Annotated in this window: 16 protein-coding genes; 8 read left to right on the forward strand and 8 right to left on the reverse strand. The window is 70.4% G+C overall.

Annotated elements, in window-relative coordinates; translation table 11 throughout:
* The first annotated feature begins 42 nt into the window (after nt 1-42).
* A complete protein-coding gene (locus ACAZ03_RS06800) occupies nt 43-549 on the forward strand; it encodes a class I SAM-dependent methyltransferase (RefSeq protein ID WP_373356666.1) in 507 nt (168 codons plus the stop codon).
* Nucleotides 550-617: 68 nt separating this feature from the next.
* Here the strand turns inward: ACAZ03_RS06800 and ACAZ03_RS06805 are convergent, their stop codons facing one another.
* The 5 genes from ACAZ03_RS06805 to ACAZ03_RS06825 all read right to left on the reverse strand — a co-directional run bounded on the left by ACAZ03_RS06805 (nt 618) and on the right by ACAZ03_RS06825 (nt 4622).
* On the reverse strand, nt 618-1442 hold the full coding sequence (locus tag ACAZ03_RS06805; RefSeq protein WP_373356667.1) for an arginyltransferase: 825 nt from the start codon (nt 1440-1442) through the stop codon (nt 618-620).
* 269 nt (nt 1443-1711) lie between these two features.
* Nucleotides 1712-2161, reverse strand: a complete 450-nt coding sequence (locus ACAZ03_RS06810) for an RDD family protein (RefSeq protein ID WP_373356668.1) — start codon at nt 2159-2161, stop codon at nt 1712-1714.
* 102 nt (nt 2162-2263) lie between these two features.
* A complete protein-coding gene (locus tag ACAZ03_RS06815; protein WP_373356669.1) occupies nt 2264-3364 on the reverse strand; it encodes a DUF2852 domain-containing protein in 1101 nt (366 codons plus the stop codon).
* 109 nt (nt 3365-3473) lie between these two features.
* A complete protein-coding gene (locus ACAZ03_RS06820; protein WP_373356670.1) occupies nt 3474-3986 on the reverse strand; it encodes a DUF2852 domain-containing protein in 513 nt (170 codons plus the stop codon).
* Between the two features lie 153 nt (nt 3987-4139).
* The gene (locus ACAZ03_RS06825) at nt 4140-4622 is read right to left on the reverse strand and encodes a YbaK/EbsC family protein (RefSeq protein ID WP_373356671.1); all 483 of its coding nucleotides are present in this window, start codon (nt 4620-4622) and stop codon (nt 4140-4142) included.
* Nucleotides 4623-4863: 241 nt separating this feature from the next.
* Here ACAZ03_RS06825 and ACAZ03_RS06830 point away from each other — a divergent pair, with 241 nt between their 5' ends.
* Both ACAZ03_RS06830 and ACAZ03_RS06835 read left to right on the forward strand, forming a co-directional pair.
* The gene (locus tag ACAZ03_RS06830) at nt 4864-7626 is read left to right on the forward strand and encodes a glutamine-synthetase adenylyltransferase (protein ID WP_373356672.1); all 2763 of its coding nucleotides are present in this window, start codon (nt 4864-4866) and stop codon (nt 7624-7626) included.
* Between the two features lie 11 nt (nt 7627-7637).
* Complete coding sequence (locus ACAZ03_RS06835; RefSeq protein ID WP_373356673.1) at nt 7638-7937, forward strand: hypothetical protein; 300 nt, start codon at nt 7638-7640, stop codon at nt 7935-7937.
* A gap of 111 nt (nt 7938-8048) precedes the next feature.
* On the opposite strand, the gene ACAZ03_RS06840 is transcribed toward ACAZ03_RS06835, so the two are convergent.
* Nucleotides 8049-8537 (reverse strand): transglycosylase SLT domain-containing protein, encoded by a 489-nt coding sequence (locus ACAZ03_RS06840; RefSeq protein ID WP_373356675.1) that lies wholly within the window; start codon nt 8535-8537, stop codon nt 8049-8051.
* Nucleotides 8534-8875 carry a TfoX/Sxy family DNA transformation protein gene (locus ACAZ03_RS06845; protein ID WP_373356676.1) on the reverse strand — a complete coding sequence of 114 codons (342 nt, stop codon included), beginning with the start codon at nt 8873-8875 and terminating at the stop codon, nt 8534-8536. The genes ACAZ03_RS06840 and ACAZ03_RS06845 overlap by 4 nt, the downstream gene beginning before the upstream one ends.
* A 664-nt stretch (nt 8876-9539) precedes the next feature.
* Between ACAZ03_RS06845 and ACAZ03_RS06850 the strand changes: the two genes are divergently transcribed.
* The gene (locus tag ACAZ03_RS06850) at nt 9540-10292 is read left to right on the forward strand and encodes a FadR/GntR family transcriptional regulator (RefSeq protein WP_373356677.1); all 753 of its coding nucleotides are present in this window, start codon (nt 9540-9542) and stop codon (nt 10290-10292) included.
* A gap of 26 nt (nt 10293-10318) precedes the next feature.
* Here ACAZ03_RS06850 and ACAZ03_RS06855 read toward each other — a convergent pair whose 3' ends face one another.
* Nucleotides 10319-11008, reverse strand: coding sequence for a DUF1028 domain-containing protein (locus ACAZ03_RS06855; protein WP_373356678.1), 690 nt, complete (start codon nt 11006-11008; stop codon nt 10319-10321).
* A 125-nt stretch (nt 11009-11133) separates the two neighbouring features.
* Here ACAZ03_RS06855 and ACAZ03_RS06860 point away from each other — a divergent pair, with 125 nt between their 5' ends.
* The 4 genes from ACAZ03_RS06860 to ACAZ03_RS06875 all read left to right on the forward strand — a co-directional run bounded on the left by ACAZ03_RS06860 (nt 11134) and on the right by ACAZ03_RS06875 (nt 16600).
* Nucleotides 11134-12705 carry an ABC transporter substrate-binding protein gene (locus tag ACAZ03_RS06860; protein ID WP_373356679.1) on the forward strand — a complete coding sequence of 524 codons (1572 nt, stop codon included), beginning with the start codon at nt 11134-11136 and terminating at the stop codon, nt 12703-12705.
* Between the two features lie 105 nt (nt 12706-12810).
* Nucleotides 12811-13758 carry an ABC transporter permease gene (locus ACAZ03_RS06865; protein ID WP_373356680.1) on the forward strand — a complete coding sequence of 316 codons (948 nt, stop codon included), beginning with the start codon at nt 12811-12813 and terminating at the stop codon, nt 13756-13758.
* Nucleotides 13755-15638: a dipeptide/oligopeptide/nickel ABC transporter permease/ATP-binding protein gene (locus ACAZ03_RS06870; protein ID WP_373356682.1), complete on the forward strand. Its 1884-nt coding sequence runs from the start codon at nt 13755-13757 to the stop codon at nt 15636-15638. The genes ACAZ03_RS06865 and ACAZ03_RS06870 overlap by 4 nt, the downstream gene beginning before the upstream one ends.
* Nucleotides 15635-16600, forward strand: coding sequence for an ABC transporter ATP-binding protein (locus ACAZ03_RS06875; protein WP_373356683.1), 966 nt, complete (start codon nt 15635-15637; stop codon nt 16598-16600). Before ACAZ03_RS06870 ends, ACAZ03_RS06875 begins: the two co-directional genes overlap by 4 nt.
* Nucleotides 16601-16602: the final 2 nt, after the last annotated feature.

Consider the following 16602-nt stretch of genomic DNA (forward strand, 5'->3'; position numbering starts at 1 on the left):
TTACACTTCGCCAAGGCGCTTCGCCGCCGCTAGGCTCCGCCCATGGCTTATGATTACGACGCCCTCTACGCCGCCACCCCCGACGCGCTCGGCCCGCCGACCGAGGTGATCGCCAAACATGCGGCCCGCATCAAGGCGCCCGGGATGCGGGCGCTCGACCTCGGCTGCGGGCAGGGGCGGGATGCGCTGATGCTGGCGCGGCTGGGGCTCACTGTCCACGGCATCGACAGCTCGCCCGCCGGCATCGCCGCGATGCTGGCAGCGGCGGAGGCGGAGGGGCTCGCCGTCACCGGCGAGGTGGCCGACCTTTCGGACTACACGCCGGGTGCGCCGGTGGATCTGATGCTCTTCGACAGGGTGCTGCACATGCTGCCCGAGGCGCCTCGCCACGCGGCGCTGGCCCGGCTCCTGCCCTTCGTGGCGCCCGGCGGGCATCTGATGATCGCCGACGAGACGTCCAACATGGCGGGGCTTCGGGAGATTGCCGCGACCCTCGATTGGGAGGAGCTGCTCGCCCGGAAAGGCTACCTCTTCCTTCGCCGGATCTGAGCGCTGGGATCAAAGAATTTTCGCAGAAAATTCTTAGGCAAAGAATTTTCCTCGAAAATTCTTTGGCCCTACCGCCGCCGCGGCGCCGGGTGGCTGTCGGGGAGCTGGATGCGCGCCACCTGCTCGGCGATGGGCGCGACCGAGAGCGGATGCGTCTCGGCCTTGTGCTCCTCGGGGTCGGTCAGAAGCTGCCACTTGCCGCGGGCATAGACCTCGAGCCCCTTGTAGCGCGCCTTGTAGCCCATCTTCGGCGAGCCGGGCACCCAATAGCCGAGGTAGACGTAAGGAAGCCCCATGTCGCGGGCGATCTCGACATGATCGAGGATCATGTAATTGCCGAGCGAGAGATCCTCGTACGCGGGATCGAAGAAGGAATAGACCATCGAGAGCCCGTCATCGAGCAGGTCCGTCAGGCAGGCGGCGCGGAGCGGCTGGCCGGAGGGCGCATATTCGATGAGCCGCGAGCGGATGGGCGTTTCCTCGATCATCGCCGAGAACTCGAAGATATCCATGTCGGCCATGCCGCCATCGGCATGGCGGGCGTCCAGATACTTGCGGAAGAGCTCGTATTGCGCGTCGGTCGCCCAGGGCGAGGTCGCGCGGCGGCGCAGCTCCTCGTTGCGCTTCTGGACGCGGCGCTGGCTCTTCGACGGCGCGAAGGCCGAGACGCGGATCCGCGCCGAGAGGCAGGCCGTGCAATCGGCGCAGGTCGGCCGGTAGAGCACGTTCTGCGACCGGCGAAAGCCCTGCTTGGACAGCGCGTCGTTGAGCCGTTCGGCATCCTCGCCCTGCAGCGCCGTGAACAGCTTCCGCTCCATCCGGCCGGCCAGATAGGGGCAGGGCTGCGGCGCCGTCACATAGAACTGGGGCGCGATGGGCAGGGAATGGCGCATGGGTCAGGCGGGCTCGGGCGTTGCTGCGGACGGGGTGAGTGGGAAACGTCTCGCGCCCGGAGCCTAGCAATGCCGCCCGCCGCCGCCAAGCCCCGGCCGCCCCCGCCATTTTGGGGGAGGCGGCGGGGCGCGCATGACGGTGCGGGAGGGGGTGGGGCGGGCCTGAGCCCGCCGCGCCGGTGGGGGGTGCCTGGTCCGGGTTGGAGGCCCTCGGTGGGTTGAAAACCCACCCTACCTGCGGCCGTGGCGTGCCCGCCCGGCGACCCAGATCAGGCCGGGCGGTTGATCGCCGCCGTGCCGATGAGGTGGTCGGTGAGGCCCTGCTTGCGGTCGGTGGCGATCATGAGCACCACCGAGATGAGCTGGAGTGGCGCGGCCGCCACCGAGACGAGATAGCCGAGCGTATGCACGGCCGCCGTGCCGGTGGACATCCGCCCGCCGTCGGCCTCGCGGAGCTGGATGCCCCAGAAGGCCATGCCCGGCGTCGCCGAGAAGGCGGCGATCGTCAGCCAGCGGTAGAAGAACGACACGCCCATCCAGAGCGCCCCGAAGAAGAAGATCCCGACGAAGGCGGTGAAGGGCAGCGCCAGGCAGGACAGGAGCAGCGTGGCGATGCCGTCACCGATCCACGCGAGCAGGCGCCGGCCGTTGACGCCGGCATAGAAGTCCGGGCGGCGGGCCGGGTCGGGGAGGGCGGCGGTATAGCTCTGGTCGGTCATGTCCCTGATGTCTCTTCGCAAAGGGTGGTGCCGGGCCCTCTGGCGGGCCGGCGAAGGGGGGAGGGCGCCCGGGCGCCCGCATCGGGGCGCCCGGGCTTTAGGTCAGGCGCGCTGGGCGCTGCCGGCCTGCCAGTCGGCATCGCTGCCGGCATCCCGGGGCTGGAGCGCGTCGCGCGGGGGCTCGTCGGCACTGATGGGGCCGGCCGCGCCGGAGACCTCCTCGGCCTCCTCGATCTCGCTCATCAGCGCCACGCGGGGGGCGGCGGGGACGGGCGGCACCTCGATCACCTCGCCGTCGCGCATATGCGGCGTCTGGGGCGTCTGGGGCGGCTCGGGCCGGCGGAAGGCGGCGATGGCCAGGGGCGAGGCGGCGGCGCGGCGGTTGGCGGCGGCGCGGGCGGCCCGCGCCTCCATGAAGTCGTCGAATTCCGACTGGTCCTTGGCGGCGCGGAGCCGGCCGAGGAAATCCTCGAAGCTGCGCTGCTCGTCCTCGAGCCGGCGCATCATGTCGTCGCGATAGGCGTCGAAGCTGGCATTGCCGGAGGGGCGTGGGCGCGGCCCCGGTTCGGCCTCGGGCGCCACATCGGCCACATCCGCCGGCGCACCGCCGAAATCGAGCGTCTGGAAGCCCTGCCAGATCAGCACGATGGCGATGGCGAGGCCCGCCCAAGTCTCCATCGAGAAGGCGACGGCGGTGGTGACGATGCCGTAGCCCGTGAAGAAGATCAGCGAGAGCACCTTCAGCGAGAGCTCGCGATGCGGCCCGAAGAAGCCGCCCTGTCCCATCTTCCAGGCGATGACCATGGCCAGCGCCAGGCCGGCCGGCCAGAAGGCCACGAAGGCGAGGATGGTGGCGATGAGCGCGAAGGCGGAGAAGAAGATGAGCGAGAGGACCTTCAGCGGGAAGGCGCCCTCTGCCTCGGGGGAACGGTTGGATCGGGGCATGTCATGACTTTCCTGGAAATATCTGTGCGGGGCGGTGCGGCGCTCCTCGCGCCAGTCGCGGTATTCGGCCTTGGCGTTGCGGCGGGCGGCCTTGGCGGCACGGCGCATCTCGCGTTTCGCATCCTTCGCGAACGTCTTCGCCTCGCGGGCCAATGCCCGCGCCTTGTCACGGCGTTCCCTGCGGGAGGGGCGGGTATAGGGGCCGGAGGCGGAGCCGTCCGGGTCCTGGGTCCAGTCCTTGTACATCCGGTCCTCCATCTCGGGAGATCATCTGTCGGGGGCGGCCGGGGGCCGCGGGGCCCGGGGGGTGAACGGGGGAGGGGAAAGGTCCCCCGGGCCGGCGCATGGCCGGCCCGGAGTGTTGGTCTCAGTAGCCGCCTTGCGGGCCCTGGTTCTGCGAGGGCTGATAGCCCTGGGACTGCGGCTCGGGGGCGCGGTCGTCATCGGCCGTGCGGCGGGCGCGCTCGTCCATGAACTGGTCGAACTCCGACTTGTCCTTGGCTTCGCGCAGGCGCTCGAGGAATTCCTCGAAGGCGCGCTGCTCGTCCTCGAGCCGGCGCAGCATGTCGGCCTTGTAGCTGTCGAAGGCCTGGTTGCCGGAGGGGCGCATCGCCGCGCGGGCGGCGTGCATCGGGTGACGGTGGCCGTGCATCGCGCTGCGATCCCAGCCGCGGTTGCAGGATTTGCTGAACATGCGTTTGCTCCAGATCATGTAGGCGAGGATGGCCAGCCCGATGGGCCAGAAGATGACGAAGCCGAGGACCATGGCGGCGATCCAGGCGCCCTTGCCCTTCTCGTCGAGCCAGGCTTCGGACTTGGCGAACCAGGACTGGTGGGCCTCGCCGGAGGGGCGGGGCGGGGTGACGTCGGTGGTACTCATGTGTCGCTCCTCTTGGGATGAGATGTAAATCGCTTTCACATGCTCGATATGGGAACCGGGGCGGACCGGTCAAGAGCCAATGTGAATGTTTTTCACATCTGGGAACGACGGGGCGAATTTCCCCCCTGGAGCCGTCAGGGACGCCAGGGAAGCCTAGGCGCCGTCCGACGGGGCGGTAAAGGCCGCCTCGCGCGCGCCGGAGAGGGCGAGGAGCTGCTCGGGAGAGATGCGGAAGATATGCCGCGGCGTGCCGGCGGCGGCCCAGACCTCATCGAAGTCCCGCAGCCGCGGGTCGAACCACGAGGGGACGGGCGCGGCATGAGCGATGGGCGCGACGCCGCCGATGGCGAAGCCGGTCCTGGCCCGCACCTCCTCGCCGCTCGCGCGCCGGAGCGGCTCGCCGGCAAGGGACGCGGCGAGGCCGGGATCGACCCGGTTGCCGCCGGCGGTGAGGAAGAGATAGACGGCGCCGCTTTCCTCCCCCGCGAAGATGATCGACTTGACGATCTGGTCGAGCGCGCATCCGGCGGCCAGCGCCGCCTCTTCCGCCGTGCGGGCCTGGCCGACCTCGACGGGTGCTTCGGGAAGGCCGGCCTCGGCGAGGGCGGCGGTGACGCGCTTCAGACTCTTGCTCATGGCGGCAAGGTGGCGGGGCGGCGCCCGGAAGGGAAGGGGGCAAAACTCTTCTGCGAAGAATTTTGGGGCGCTGGCGGCGAGGGCGGGCCCTGTGGCGGGCCGGGCCTGGGGGGCTGTCTGCCCCCCGTCGCCTTTGGCGACTCCCCCCGCGGATTCCCCTGGAGCAAAGACATGGGGGGTGGGGCGCGGGACAGGCGCCGTCGCGCTTGACGGGGCGGGGTCGGGGCGGCAGATGCGGGGCATGGAGCTGGCAAGACGCATCACCCGGGCGCCGCGGGCCTTCGACCCGGAGCGCGGGCGCGAGGCGCGCGCGGCGCTGCCGGAGATGTCGCCTGAAATGGGCGCGCTGATCGAGGGCGCCACCGGCTGCAGCCCCTATCTCGCCGGGCTCATGGCCCGCGAAGGGGTCTGGCTGGCCGAGGCCGCCGAGGGGCCGGAGGCGGCGCTCGAGGCGGAGCTGGCGGCCGTGGCGGCGCTGGCGCCGGGTGCGCTCGAGGGCGGGCTTCGGCAGGCCAAGCGGCGGGTGGCGCTTCTCGCCGGGCTCTGCGATCTCGGCGGGGCCTGGGCGCTGGAGGAGGTGACCGGCGCGCTCACGCGGCTCGCCGATGCCGCCTGCGAGGCGGCACTCGGGGCCGAGCTCGAGCGGGCCCGGCGCAAGGGCAGCCTCCCCGAAGGCGCGGCGCCGGCGATCTTCGCCATGGGCAAGATGGGCGCCAATGAGCTCAACTATTCCTCCGACATCGACCTCATCTGCCTCTTCGACGAGACGGCGATCCCCGAGGCGGCCTTCGACGAGGCGCGGGCCGGCATGGTGCGGGTGATCCGCAATGTGGCGCGGCTCCTCTCCGACCGGACGGCGGAGGGCTATGTCTTCCGCACCGACCTGAGGCTCCGGCCCGATGCCTCGGTGACGCCCGTCGCGCTCTCGATGGGAGCGGCGGAGCAATATTACGAGAGCGTCGGACGGAGCTGGGAGCGGGCGGCCTGGATCAAGGCGCGGCCCGCGGCTGGCGATCTTGCCGCGGGCGCCCGGTTCATCGAGACGCTCCGGCCCTTTATCTGGCGCCGGCATCTCGACTTCGCCGCCATCGAGGATGCGCATGACATTCGCCTGCGCATCCAGAGCCACAAGGGCACCGGCGGGCCGATCACCCTGCCGGAGCATGACATCAAGCTCGGCCGCGGCGGTATCCGCGAGATCGAGTTCTACGTGCAGACCCGCCAGCTCATCGCCGGCGGGCGAGATCCGGGGCTGAGGGTGCGGGGCACCGTCGAGGGGCTGGAGAAGCTGGCCGCGGCGGGCTGGGTGCCGCCGGAGGTCGCCGCGCGGCTGGCGGCGCTCTACCGGGCGCATCGCGAGGTGGAGCACCGGCTGCAGATGATCGGCGATGCCCAGACCCATGCGCTGCCGGGCAATGACGAGGGCTTTGCCCGGCTCGCCGCCTTCATGGGCGAGGAGGTGGGCACGCTCAAGAAGGACCTGACGGAGCGCCTGAACGAGGTCAGCGAGCTGACGGAGGGGTTCTTTGCCCCCGGCACCGCGCCCGCCCCGCCGGCCCTGCCTGATTACGCGCGCGCCGTGGTGGCGCACTGGCCCTCCTACCCGGCGCTCCGCTCGGCGCGGGCCGGCCAGATCTTCCGCCGGCTGCAGCCCGACCTCCTCGCGGCGCTGAGCGAGGCGGCGCATCCCGAGGAGGCGCTGGCGGCCTTCGACGGCTTCCTCGCCGGGCTGCCGGCCGGGGTGCAGCTCTTCTCGCTCTTCGAGGCGAACCCCGACCTCACCCGCCTCATCGCCGATATCGCCGGGACGGCGCCGGCGCTCGCGACCTATCTCTCCGCCAATGCCGGGGTGCTCGACGCGGTGATCGGCGGCGCCTTCTTCGCGCCCTGGCCGGGGGCGGCGGGGCTGGCGGCGCGCTTCGCCGAGGATCTGGCGCGGGAGGCGGATTACGAGCGGGTGCTCGACCGGGCGCGCGTGCTGGCCAAGGAATGGCACTTCCGGGTCGGCGTCCATCACCTGCGGGGCCTTGTCGCGGCGGAGGAGGCGGGGGCGCAATATGCCGATGTCGCCGAGGCGACGCTGGCGGCGCTCTGGCCGCATGTGGTGGCGGATTTCGCGCGGAAGCACGGGGCCCCCCCGGGGCGGGGCGCCGTGGCGCTCGGCATGGGCTCGCTCGGCGCCGGGCGGCTCAACGCGGGGTCGGATCTCGACCTCATCGTCATCTATGACGCCGCCGGGGTCGAGGCTTCGGACGGCCGCCGGCCTCTCCCCGCGCGAAGCTACTACGCCCGCCTCGCCCAGGCGCTGGTGACGGCGATGACCGCGCCGACGGCCGAGGGGCGACTCTACCAGATCGACATGCGCCTGCGGCCCTCCGGGCGGCAGGGGCCGGTGGCGACCTCGCTCGCCGCCTTCAAGACCTATCAGGCCGAGGAGGCCTGGGTCTGGGAGCATCTGGCGCTGACCCGCGCCCGCGCCGTGGCCGGGGAGGACCCGCTCGGGGCCGAGATCGAGTGCTTCCGCGAGGGGCTGATCGCCGCGCAGGAGGGGCAGGGCGGGCGCATCGCGCCGGAGGTCGCCGAGATGCGGGCGCGCATCGCCGCGGCGCGGGGCGAGGCGGCCTTCTGGGATGTGAAGGCCGGGCCCGGGCGGCTCCTCGATGTCGAGCTCGCCGCGCAGATGCTGGGGTTGATGGCGGGCAGCCCGGAGCGGCTGCCGGCGGCGCAGATCGCCGCCGGCCTGAATGCCGGGGTGATCGAGCCGGGGGAGGCGGAGGTGCTGGTGGCGGCGCAGCGGCTCTTCTGGCGGCTGCAGGCGACCGGTCGGCTCCTCACCGGCGGCCGGCTGGAGCCGGAGGCGCTCGGCGAGGGCGGGCGCCGGATGTTGCTGCGCGAGGCGGCGGAGGATGATATGCAGGGGCTCGAGGCCGCCGTCACGGCCCGCGCCTCCGCGGCGGCGGAGGTGATCGACAGGTTGATCGCCCGCCATGGCGGCGGGGCATGAGGGAGGCGAAGATGGCGGACGAGACGAAAAAAGGCTCTGGCAACGGCTCCGGCAAGGGCGCCGAGGGCGACCCCCAGGGGCTGATCCGCGAGGCCTACAGGATCGAGGGCATCACCCTCGAGCAATGCCGGACGATCTTCTTCGACTGGGCCGTGGGGCTGCCCGAGGGCACCGAGGCGCGCGACATGATCCCGACGCTGCTGGAACGGCATGGCGACGAGGGCCACCCGATGACCGACGTCCTGCGCGAGGGCCTCGCGACGCCGCCGAAGCCGGAGCGGCGGGGCGGCCGGTCGGCCCGCGTCAGCTGAGGGCGGAGCAGGGGGGCGCTGCCTTCGGGCCGAGACCCCGGCCTGTAACTGGACAATGAGATGGGGCGGCGGCCCCGGGGCAGGTCAGGCCCCGGGCCGCGCCGGGCGATCCTAGCCGCGTTCCGCCGAGCAGAGCTCGCGGCCGGCGAGGCCGGTCTCGATCAGCAGGCAGCGGTCGCGGGCCTCGTAGTAATAGCCCCGCGCATACCACATGACCGCCTCGTCGATGGAGCCGTCGGAGACGAGCCAGGCGCCGCGCAGGTAGCGGCCGGCATATTCGAGATTGGTCTCGGCATCGAGGAGCCCGGCCGGCGGGCCGTCGTAGCCCATGCTGCCGGCAGTGGCGGGCAGTATCTGCATCAGACCGTAGTACGGGCCGTTGCGCGCGCCGGGATTGTAGTCGCTTTCGCGCTGGATGACCCGGTGCAGCAGCTCTTCGGGGATGCCCAGCCGGTTGGCGTAGCTCCGGATGAGGTCGCGCATCTGCGGCGTCTCACCTGGGTAGAGCGCCGGAGCGGAGCGGGTCACCTCCGGTGCCGGGGCGGCACAGGCGGAGAGGGCAAGCGCCGCGAGGGCGGCAACGAGGGCGAGGGGCTTCATGAGGCGTGGACACTCCGCGAAAGACCGATCTCGTCAAGATGTGCGGCCAGGGCGGCGCTCGGCGCGCCCTCCCGGACCGCGGCGTCCTTCAGCGCGTCGAAGCGGCGGCGCAGCGCCGCTTTCTCCGCCCCGCGGCAATCATGCCAGGGGCGGCCCTGAAGGCCCATGACGAGAGCATAATAGCCGATGAAATGCGGGCGGATCCCGGTGCGGAGCACCGCCGTGTAGGCGGCGTCGGCACCGGCGGCCTCGATGGCCTCGGCAGAGGCGAATCCGGCCCGGAGGTAGTCGGCTTCCGAGGCCGGCCCGAGATTCGGTATCGTGGAAATCGCCCGCATGGCGGGCACTCTAGCCACGGGGGGCGGTATTTCCAGTTTGCCCTGAGGCCATCGGCGCCTCTCCGCCCATGGCAGGGCGGGCGGCGCGAAGGCCGGGCGGGTCACCTCGCCCGGCGTGCGCGTTCGGCCGGCGGCTGCCCGGGCCGCGCGCGAAAGTCGAAGCCGTCAGATCGCGGCGTAGTCGCGGAACATCACCGGAACGGGGGCCGGCTGCTTGGGGGGCGTCGCGGGGGTCTTGGGCTGGGGGGCCTGCTTGGTCATCATCTTGCTCGTCCTCAATGTCGCAGCGCCGGTTTCCCGGCGCCATCCACCCGTGGATTCTGAGTCCACTCTCGGATGCGGGCGCTCTTCGGACGCAACTGGGGCGGAATCAAGGTCCGTCGAGAAGCCGACCGCGCTTTCGCCAGATTCCGCCACAGGCGCGGCGGGCGCCGGGGCGAGAGGCGGGAGAAGAAAGCCCGACAAGCCTTTGAGAATAGGTCACAAGTTCCCGTGTTGCCCCTCGGGCTCACGCCCTCTCGCAAATCGTTAAAATTTGCGAGAGCGGCGGGCGGGGATCGCGCCGGAGGGTTGCTGGCCGGTAAACGGCCCCCGCCTCTCTGGCCCCCGGTCTTTCGATGCGGCGCCGCTTGTGAAAAGGTGGCGGTCACAGACAGGGGGTCCGATGGACGGCACGAAGGGCAAACCTCCCCGCCGGTCGCGGCCGGTGCGGGTGGCGGAGGAGATCAAGGGCTGGGTCGTCGCCCATGACCTCCGCCGTGGCGACAAGCTGCCGAGCGAGACAGAGATGATCGCGCGATTCGGCGTCTCGAAGGGCACCGTCCGCGAGGCCATGCGCATCCTCGAGGCGCAGGGCCTCGTGCAGACGCGCACGGGCCCCGGCGGCGGCAGCTTTGTCGGCGAGGTGACGGCGGAGCGGGCCAAGGAGCTTCTCGCCAACTACTTCTATTTCCAGGAGCTTTCGGTCTCCGACATCTACCAGGTGCGCCGCGCGCTCGAGCCCGAGCTCGCCGCCTCTCTGGCGGGCAAGCTCTCGGCCGCCCAGCTCGCCGAGCTGCAGGGGATCGCCGAGGCCTATGCCGCCCCCGCCGCCGATGCGGAGGAGGAGATGCAGCAGCATGTGGCGAGCCTCGCCTTTCACGCGCGGCTGGCGGATTTCTCGCAGAACCGGCTTCTGGGCTTCATCATCGCCTTCATGGCGCGGATCCTCACCGACCTCACGGTCTATCGCCGGCTCTACGAGCCGCCGAATTTCGAGCTCTGGGATCGCGGCCGCCGCCACCAGATCGACCTTGTGGAGGCGCTGCGCGCCGGGCGGGCCGAGGAGGCCCGCGCCATCATGCGCAGCCATATGGAGGGCGCCGAGGCGCTGATGAACCAGCAGGAGGCGCGCGTCCTCCGCCGCTTCATCGGCTGATCAAGGGGGCAGGGGCTCCCGCCCGCTCAGTCGAGGGAGGTGACTTCCGGCGTCTCTTCCGGCGCCCGCTGGCGGGCGGAGGCCACAGGCACCGTGTGCAGCCAGTCGGCGTAGGGCGAGCGCCGCGCCTCTGTCAGGAGCGCCGCGAGGTCGTCGAGCGGCGTCTGGCTCCTGTCGATGCGCAGGTCGAGCGGCGGCGCGTCGGGATGGAGCACCAGAAGGGCGGCGGAGCGGAGGCCGCGCCGGTCGCTCCCCGCCGCCTCGCCGGCGCGGAGCGCCGCGACGAGCCGCTCGGCGGGGTCGCCCGCGGCATCGTCCACCGCCGCCAGAAGCGCATCCAGCACCTTGGGGCCGGTCAGCATGTTGCCGGCGGCGACGCGCCGCCCTTCGGCGATATGCGCGGCGTAGGGCACGGAGGCGGTGCCGGTGAAGCCCGCCGCGCCGCCCTTGAGGTCGAGAAGAGAGAGCTGCCGATGCGCCCGGCCGGTATCCGGCCCGGTGAGCTGTGCCAGTGCCGTCCCCGCCTGTTCGCCGCCCCGCATGAGCGCCAGACCCTCGTCTCGCCAGAAGGTCGAGGGCGCCGTGCCCTGGCTCGCCGCGAGCCCCGAATCGATCCCGCCGCGAAGGACCCAGCCGCCGACGCAGAGGCTCCCCGTGGCCGCCGCGCCCATGTAGGCGCCCGATTTTTCGTCATATGCGAGAATGGAAAAGGTCACTTGGCCCCCGTCGTTGCAACAACAGGGTTGAATTTATCATGAGAATTTGTCCACCCTCAAATTGATAATGAAAAATTACCGCCACCCCGGACCCAAGCGGGGGGCGAAACAGGAGAGGACCAAGGATGAAACTTCTGACCCTGACCCGCCGCGCCCTGCTTGCCGCCGGTACTGCCGGGGCGCTGGCCTTCGCCGCGCCCGGCTATGCCCAGACGCCTCCGGGCGTGCTGATCGTCGGCCAGATCGCCGAGCCGCAGGCGCTCGACCCGGCCGCCGTCACCGCGGTGAACGACTTCCGCATCCTGATGAACATCTACGACGGGCTCGTCCGCTACGCCCCCGGCACGCTCGAGGTCGAGCCGGCGCTCGCGACGGATTGGGAGATCTCGGAGGACGGCACCGAATACACGTTCAACCTCCGCGAGGGCGTCAGCTTCCATGACGGCTCGCCCTTCAACGCCGAGGCGGTGGTCTTCAACTTCGAGCGGATGCTCTTCGAGGATCACCCGTACTACCACACGGGGCCCTTCCCGCTGTCGTTCAACTTCTCCGCCGTGACCTCCATCGAGGCGGTGGACGACCTGACCGTGAAGTTCACGCTGAGCGAGCCCTTCGCGCCGTTCCTTTCGAACCTCGCCTATCCGACCGGCCTGATCGTCTCGCCGGCGGCGGTGGAGGAATGGGACGAGGACTTCGGCCGCCATCCCTCCGGCACCGGCGCCTTCACCTTCGGCGAATGGCGCTCCAACGAGGCCGTCGTGATCGAGGCCAACCCCGATTACTGGGACGGCGCGCCGGAGCTCGAGGCCGTGGTCTTCCGCCCGATCACCGATGCCAACACCCGCACCGCCGAGATGCTGGCCGGTGGCATCGACCTCATGGTCGAGGTGCCGCCCGTGGCGCTCGGCCAGTTCCAGGGCGAGGAATTCGAGATCTACGAGCAGGCCGGCCCGCATGTCTGGTTCCTGATCCTCAACCTCCGCGAGGGGCCCTTCACCGACCAGCTCGTCCGCCAGGCCGCCAACTACGCCGTCAACAAGACGGCGCTGGTCGAGGATGTGCTCGAAGGCACCGCCGCCGTCTCTGCCGGGCCGACGCCGCCGGCGTTCAACTGGGCCTATAACGAAGAGCTGGAGCCCTATCCCTACGACCCCGACCGCGCCCGCGAGCTGCTGGCCGAGGCGGGCGTCGAGAACCCGGAAGTAACCTTCTACGTCACCGAAGGCGGCTCGGGCATGCTCGATCCCATCGCCATGGGCACCGCCATCCAGGCGGATCTGGAGGCCGTGGGCTTCGACGTCACCATCGAGACCTACGAGTGGAACACCTTCCTCGGCGAGGTGAACCCGGGGCTCGAGGGCAAGGCGGACATGGCCGAAATGGCCTGGATGACCAACGACCCCGACACGCTGCCCTTCCTGACGCTGCGCACCGCGGCCTTCCCCGAGGAGGGAGGCTTCAACTCCGGCTATTACTCCAACCCCGAGGTGGATGCGCTGCTCGACGAGGCCCGCGTCGCCACCGATCAGGAACAGCGCGCCGAGCTCTACAAGGAGATGCAGGCCATCGTGCAGGAAGACGCGCCCTGGGTCTTCGTGGCGAACTGGAAGCAGAACGCCGTGTCGAACGACCGGGTGGAGAACTTCGCCCTGCAGCCGAGCTTCCTTCTGGACCTCTCGGACGTGTCGAAGGACTAAAGCGATCCCCCGGGGCGGCCAGCCCGCCCCGGGGCCCGCATTCGATATGGAATGCGCCGGCGTCTTCGATAGGGAGGACGCTCCCCGCGGCAACGGAGGCGCCTGATGGGACGCTACATCGCCAAGCGGCTGCTCTCGGCCATACCGGTGCTCTTCGGCATCTCCGTCATCGTCTTCCTCATCATGGCGATGATCCCGGGCGATCCGGCGACGGCCATCCTCGGCTCCTACGCGACGCCCGAGAACGTCGCCCGCATCAACCGCGACCTCGGTCTCGATAAGCCTCTGGTCGCGCGCTATTTCATCTGGCTCGGCAACATGCTGACCGGCGATTTCGGGCGGAGCTTCTCGCTCAACCGGCCCGTCATCGACGAGGTGCTCGACCGCTTCGGCGCGACGCTGATCCTCGCGGGGACCTCCTTCGTCCTCTGCTCGATCCTCGGCGTCGCGGCGGGCGTCGTCTCCGCCGCCCGGCAATACGGTTTCGCCGACAAAGCGATCACCTTCGTCGTGCTGATCGGCATCTCGATCCCCAGTTTCTTCCTCGGCATGATGATGATCCTCATCTTTGCCGTGAAGCTGCGCTGGTTCCCCGTCTCCGGCATGTGGCCGATCTACGGGGACCGCAGTCTCGGCGCGCTCGGCGAGCATCTGCTGCTGCCGGCGCTGGCCCTCGCGGTGGTGGCTACCGGCGTCATCGCCCGGCTCGCCCGCTCGGCCATGCTGGAGGTGCTGCGGCAGGATTACATCCGCACCGCACGGGCGAAGGGGGTGCACGAGCGCTCCGTCATCTGGCGCCACGCGCTGCGGGCCGCCATGGTCTCGATCATCCCTGTGCTCGGCATCCAGGCGGGCTTCGTGCTGTCGGGAGCCGTCTATATCGAGATCGTCTTCCAGTGGCCCGGCGTCGGCCGGATGCTGGTGGACGCGATCCTGACGCGCGACATCCTCCTCGTGCAGGGCGGGGTCGTCTTCGTCGCCGCCTGCTATGTGCTCTTCAACATCGCGGTGGACGTGGCGCAATCGCTGCTCGACCCGAGGATCAAGACATGAACTTCCTGCGCCTCCTCGCCCGCAACCAGCTGGCGCTTGCCGGGCTGATCGTCATGGCGCTCGTCGTGCTCCTCGCGCTGGCCGTGCCGCTTCTGCCGCTGCAGCCGCCCAACGTCACCAACACCGCCGACCGTTTCATGGCGCCCTTCAGCGAGGGGCACCTCCTCGGGACGGACCACCTCGGCCGCGACCTTCTCTCGCGGCTCCTCCACGGCACGCGCCTGTCGCTGGCCGTGGGCTTCGCCGCCGCCGTCATCGCGGCTGTGCTGGGCGCGGCAGTGGGCATCGTCGCGGGCTATTACGGCGGGCGGACGGACAATGTCATCATGCGCCTCGTCGACATGCTGATGGCCTTTCCCTACATTCTCCTCGCGCTCGCCATCGTGGCGGCGCTGGGGCCGGGGCTCCTCAACGCGCTCGTCGCCGTCGCCGCCGTCAACATCCCCTTCTTCGCGCGGAACATCCGCGGCATCACGGTCGGCATCGCCCACAAGGAATTCGTGGATGCGGCGCGGCTTTCAGGGATGGGCGACCTCAGGATCATGCTCGGCGAGGTGCTGCCGAACGTCATCCCGGTGATCGTCATCGCCATGTCGACGACGGTCGGTTGGATGATCCTCGAGACGGCGGGCCTGAGCTTCCTCGGCCTGGGCAGTCAGCCGCCGGTCGCTGACCTCGGCTCGATGCTGGGCGAGGCGCGGGCGGCGCTGATCTCTTCCCCACATACCTCGGTGGTCCCGGGCGTCATGATCCTCATCATCGTCATGGCCATCAACCTGCTCGGCGACGGCATCCGCGATGCGCTCGACCCCCGGCTCCGCTCCGGCGCGCTCACGCGGCCGATGGCGGCGACGCTGGTCAAGCGCGAGGGGCCGGTGCCGGAGGCGCGGGAGGGAAAGCTCCTCGATATCAGGGCGTTGGAGACGCAATTTCATGTGAAATCCCGCGTCTACCGCGCCGTCGGCGGGGTGGATCTGGAGGTGAAACCCGGCGAATGCCTTGGCCTGATCGGCGAGAGCGGCTCGGGCAAGAGCGTCACGGCGCTCTCCGTCATGGGGCTCGTCGCCTCGCCGCCGGGCGTCATCACCGGGGGCCGGGTCGACTACAAGGGCACCGACCTGATCGGCGCGCCCTACGAGCACCTGCGGGGCCTCCGCGGCCGCGAGGTGGCCTATATCTTCCAGGACCCGCTGGCGACGCTGCATCCGCTCTACAAGGTGGGCGACCAGCTCATCGAGGCGATGAAGGTACATGGGAAGGGCGAAGGCGCGCGGGAGAAGGCGATCCAGCTTCTGAAGGATGTGCGCATCCCCAATGCCGAGAGCCGCTTCGACTCCTATCCTCATGAAATGTCGGGGGGAATGCGGCAGCGCGCCGGCATCGCCATGGCGCTGGCGAACGACCCCGACGTGATCATCGCCGACGAGCCGACGACGGCGCTCGACGTGACCGTGCAGGCGCAGATCCTCGCGCTGCTCAACGACCTGCGGAAGAGCCGGGGCCTCGCGATCATCTTCATCACCCACGATTTCGGCGTGGTGGGGCAGCTCTGCGACCGCGTCGCTGTCATGTATGCCGGCCGCATCGTCGAGGAGGGGCCGACGGCGGAGGTGCTGGCCACCTCGGCGCATCCCTACACCAAGCGCCTCATCGCCTGCGTGCCGGAGCTCGGCGAGGGCCGCCGCAAGCTCGCCGCGATCCCGGGCCTGCCGCCGCCGGTCGACAACCTGCCGGAGGGCTGCGCCTTCGCGCCCCGCTGCGACAAGGCGACGGAGGCCTGCACCGCTCGACCCATTCCGCTCATGCCCTTTGCCGGTGAGCGGGCGGTGCGCTGCATCCATCCCGAGAACGACGCCGCCGCGAGAGAGGCCGCCGAATGACCCATGCGCTTCGCCTGAAAGACCTCGCCAAGACTTTCGACGTGAGCGGCGGCCTCTTTGGCGGCACGCGCGGCAAGGTCCATGCCGTCAACCCGATCACGCTCGACGTCGAGACGGGCGAGACGCTGGGCATCGTCGGCGAATCGGGCTGCGGCAAGTCGACCTTGGCGCGGATGCTCGTCGGCCTCCTGCCGCCGACGGAGGGCTCGATCGAGATCGAGGGCGAGCCGCTCAGCCGCGCTGACCCGGCGGCCTTCGGCCAGAAGATCCAGTATGTCTTTCAGGACCCGATTTCCTCGCTGAACCCGCGCAAGACCATCCGCCAGATCATGGAGGCGCCGCTCAAGCACCTCCACGGCATGGGTCGGGAACAGCGGGAGGCGCGGATCGCCGAGATCTTCGCCGCCGTGAACCTCCGCGAGGAGTTCCTCGAGCGCTATCCGCACGAATTCTCCGGCGGGCAGGCGCAGCGGATCGGTATCGCAAGGGCGCTGGCGGCCAAGGCGCGGATCCTGATCCTCGACGAGCCGGTCTCGGCGCTCGATGTCTCGGTGCAGGCGCAGGTCCTGAACCTCCTGGCCGACCTCAAGCGGGAGTTCGGGCTCACTTATCTCTTCATCTCGCACGACCTCGCGGTCGTCGAGGCGGTGAGTGACCGGGTGGCGGTGCTCTACTTCGGCTCGGTGGTCGAGATCGGCCCGGCGGAGCGCATCTTCGCCGCGCCGCACCACCCCTATACGGCGCTTCTCGCCGGATCGGCCCCCGTGGTCGGCCGCGAGCTGACGCCGCCGGAGGCCAAGGGCACCGAGCTGCCCAACCCGCTCGACCCACCGCCCGGCTGCGCCTTCGCGCCCCGCTGCCCGCGGGCGACCGACAAATGCCGCGCCGAGGTGCCGGCGCTGATGGACATGGGCGACGGGACAAAGGCGGCCTGCTTCCATCCGCTGGGGCAGGGCGCCTGACC

The sequence above is a fragment of the Pseudoroseicyclus sp. CXY001 genome, assembly GCF_041714655.1.
In the GTDB taxonomy this organism is placed as follows: domain Bacteria; phylum Pseudomonadota; class Alphaproteobacteria; order Rhodobacterales; family Rhodobacteraceae; genus Pseudoroseicyclus_A.